Source organism: Rhizobacter sp. P3_C12, assembly GCF_056402735.1.
The window spans coordinates 1-3,169 of the sequence record NZ_JBFUGW010000452.1; the positions used below are offsets into that span (position 1 = coordinate 1).

General features: G+C 65.2%; 5 protein-coding genes. 1 reads left to right on the forward strand and 4 read right to left on the reverse strand.

The window, feature by feature from the left end:
* The 4 genes from AC1DXV_RS33005 to AC1DXV_RS33020 all read right to left on the reverse strand — a co-directional run.
* Nucleotides 1-476, reverse strand: a 476-nt coding sequence (locus tag AC1DXV_RS33005; protein WP_477937729.1) for a DnaB-like helicase N-terminal domain-containing protein, incomplete at its 3' end; no start/stop codon positions are given.
* Nucleotides 473-1,372, reverse strand: a complete 900-nt coding sequence (locus AC1DXV_RS33010) for a helix-turn-helix domain-containing protein (protein WP_477937731.1) — start codon at nt 1,370-1,372, stop codon at nt 473-475. The genes AC1DXV_RS33005 and AC1DXV_RS33010, both read right to left, overlap by 4 nt.
* Nucleotides 1,373-1,443: 71 nt before the next feature.
* A complete protein-coding gene (locus AC1DXV_RS33015) occupies nt 1,444-1,725 on the reverse strand; it encodes a hypothetical protein (protein WP_477937733.1) in 282 nt (93 codons plus the stop codon).
* Nucleotides 1,725-2,189, reverse strand: a complete 465-nt coding sequence (locus tag AC1DXV_RS33020; RefSeq protein ID WP_477872294.1) for a phage regulatory CII family protein — start codon at nt 2,187-2,189, stop codon at nt 1,725-1,727. Before AC1DXV_RS33020 ends, AC1DXV_RS33015 begins: the two co-directional genes overlap by 1 nt.
* Before the next feature lie 427 nt (nt 2,190-2,616).
* On the opposite strand from AC1DXV_RS33020, the gene AC1DXV_RS33025 reads away from it, so the two are divergent.
* Nucleotides 2,617-3,169: S24 family peptidase (locus AC1DXV_RS33025; RefSeq protein ID WP_477937735.1), on the forward strand; the 553-nt coding region annotated here is incomplete at its 3' end.

The window sequence follows — 3,169 nt, forward strand, 5'->3', positions numbered from 1 at the left end:
CGCGGTTCGTTGCGCTCGGCCACCGCGTTCAGTGCCATCAGCTTCGTGATCATCTGGTCGATGAGCTGGTCGACCGGCTGCGGCTTGCCCTTCGCATCGTGCGCCCCGCGCAGGATCACGTCGGCCATCGTCGAGCCCAGGCGCATCACTTCGCGCTCTCGCCAGTGCTCGACGATCAACTCGGCGTGGCGCTGTGCGGCCCTGCTGCTCGCGACGCACTGCTGCAGCTGATTCAGGTACACCATGCTGTGGTCGCCCTTGTCGCGGACGGTCACCAGGTCGGCCACCTTGCCGGCGTTCAGCAACTCGCTGATCGTCTCGTAGATCGCACGGTGGTCGGTTTGGTAGAAGTGCTCCGGCTTCAGGATCGTGCCCACGGCCTCGAAGGCCTGGTTGTCGAGCAGCAGGGAGCCCAGCACGCTGTGCTCGGCCTCCTCGCTGTGGGGTGCGCTCATCGCTTCGGGTCGGCGGCTCATGCGGCGGCTCCAAGTTCTCGTTGCATCACGGCCTGCGCCTGCAGGCCTTGGGTGGTCAGTCGGGCGGCCTCGCCCGGGGTCAGGAACCAAAGGCGGTACCAGTTGTCGCGGACGCTGTTGCGGAAAGTCTGGCGCCAGTCGCGTTGCCGCTTGCCCTGGGCAGTCCGGCGTGCCTTGAATTCGCGCCAGTGCAGCAGCAGGATGTCGCGGTCGATGGCGACGGTGTCGCAGTAGGCGAACACCGGATCGTCCTCAGGGATGGGCTTCTCCCCGGCGGCCTTGCAGAAGGCGAGGAAGGTGGCGAGGCTCACCAGCGGCTTGTGCTTCGAAACCTCGGTCTCGTCGTTTTCGTCCAGCCAGGGGTCTTCAGCCCCTTCAGGGGGTTGGGGGTGTATTTCTTGTATTGGTTCTATTACGGTTAGGGGGCACGTCGTGCCGGGGTGACCGGCATCTGGTGCCGGTTGGGCGGCACCTCGTGCCGGGTGACCGGCATCTGGTGCCGGTTGGGCGGCACCTCGTGCCGGGTGACCGGCATCTCGTGCCGGGGGCATCTCGTGCCGGGGGGCACGTGGTGCCGGGGGGCATTTGCTGCCGGGGGCATCTGGTGCCGGGGTGCGTCGAGCGCTTTGCTGTTCGCCGCCAAAGCCGCGCGGGGTCACGGTGTAACGGTTCGCCTTCATGGCGCCGATCTCCACCTTCACCAACCCTGCCGTCTCCAGCCAACGAATGGCATTGCGCACCGCGCGCTCACCGAAGCACGTGCGCGTCGTGATCGTGTCGATGCTCGGCCAGCACACGCCCTGGTCGTTCGCCTGGTCGGCGAGGCTGATCAGGACGGCCTTGGGCGTCGGTGGCATCGGAAGCGGCCAGCAGACCGCCATCACCATGGTGCTCATCGGGCAACACCCTTCCCTTGCAGCCGCGTTGGCCGCAATGCATCTTGTCGGTATGTCATGTCAGAGGTCGATCAGGCGCGCAGCCGGGCTTGCCGGCATTCGCGCTGGGTGTGGTCGGTTCGGCAGTCGTCGTCGCAGTAGGGCTCGCCCGGTGCGCAGCGCTCTTCGCAGTTGCGGCAGATGCCGAGCGGCAGGTAGGTGAGGCGCGCCGTGCGCTTGCGGTGCGCAGCGAGGGCCGCGAAGATGAACTCGGATTCGCGGACGGTCGCGAGGTCGTCAGCGCTCAAGCGCTCCAGGGTGTCGCGCACGAGGACATCGCTCCCGAGGCTCGGGGGGGAGGTCTGCATATGCATCAGAGGGCCTCCTTCGGCTTGCCGGCCTCGTTGCGCACGCGCAGCGTCGTCAGCACCGCCTGCACGGCACTGACCAGTTCGGTGGCCTCGCGCTCGACGCGCCGCAGCTCGTTGTCGGAAACGGCGCCGTCGGCCGTCACCTCGCTGATCTGGCTGATCACCTCGGCGAACTCGCGCGCCAGGCGGGTTACGCCCTTGAAGGTGTCGTCGTCGACGCCATCGGCGCAGGCCGGCAGCGGCAGCACCATGCAATGGCAGGCCATCGCGAAGGCGTTCAGCACGCCGCGGTCCTTGCTGAGCACCGTCAGCTTCAGCGCGTCGGCCAGGCCGAGCTTGGCGGTCGGGTAGTTCGGGTCGACCTCATGGTTGAGGGTGGATGCGCTCTTGCCGAGCAACGGAGCGAGTGCGGTTGCGCCGCCGGGGTAGTCGTGGACGAGGTTGAAGGCTGCTGTTTGGACGTTCATGGCTGGTGCGAAGGTTGACTGCTATAGCCAGCGCATTGCCCCGTCGCAGACACTGTCTGCAGAGGCGATGCATCGGCGGTTTGGTTGACTGATCGACGCCTCTGCGCTGCTTGCGGTGTGGGCGCACCTGGGTGGTCCATCAAAGCGGGCCATATGCGATGCCAGTCCGAAGGACGCAGGTCCCAGTACTCGACCCGGCCATCGCAAGCGATAGCCAGGGCGGGTACGAGGGCAGGAGCAATGGGGCGACTGCGGGCGGCCATCTGAGACAGATGTGCCGATGCGACCCCGACAACACGCGCCACGTGCGCATGTCGGCCGCGCTCTTCGGCCAGATAGTCAGCGAGGTTCATCCCCCATGATAGTAGCAATTGCTTCTAGCAAGCAAGTAGCATTTGCAATGCGAGCGTCTGCTACCGTTCAGGACATGACACCCGAACAACTGCGGCAGTACAGAGTGGAGCGGCTTGCCGCTGCGCTCGCGCACAAGTTCGACGGCAATCGATCGGAGATGGGTCGAGCGTTGGGCTACAAGGATGGCGCGTTCATCCGCCAGATGCTGTCCGAGGCGAGGCCCATCTCTGAGAAGACAGTACAAGCGATCGAGTCCCTGCCGGGGATGTCGGGCTGGTTCAGCCCGGCAAGGCGGGACGCACTCGACTCAACAATCAATGTGTTTCCGCTGACCCCTTCGGACGAACTTCCAGACGGGGTAATAGCTGTACCCGAATGGAACGTCAGGTTCAGTGCCGGCAACGGCCATGAGGCCACCTATGAGATCGTGGAAGACAGCGAACCCGCCTACTACCGCCGAGATTGGTTTATCAAGGAGCGGATCAATCCCACGCGCGTCCGGCGCTTCAGAGTCACTGGCGACAGCATGCAGCCGTTTGTCTATCCCGGCGATCACGTCTTGGTCAACATGGCCGAAACGGAAGTCGTGGACGGGAAGGTCTACGCCCTGCGCTACGACTCCGAAC

Coding starts and splice junctions, on each gene's coding strand:
- AC1DXV_RS33015 (WP_477937733.1), bottom strand. CDS start 1,725: ATGCATATGCAGACCTCCCCCCCGAGCCTCGGGAGCGATGTCCTCGTG.
- AC1DXV_RS33010 (WP_477937731.1), bottom strand. CDS start 1,372: ATGAGCACCATGGTGATGGCGGTCTGCTGGCCGCTTCCGATGCCACCG.
- AC1DXV_RS33020 (WP_477872294.1), bottom strand. CDS start 2,189: ATGAACGTCCAAACAGCAGCCTTCAACCTCGTCCACGACTACCCCGGC.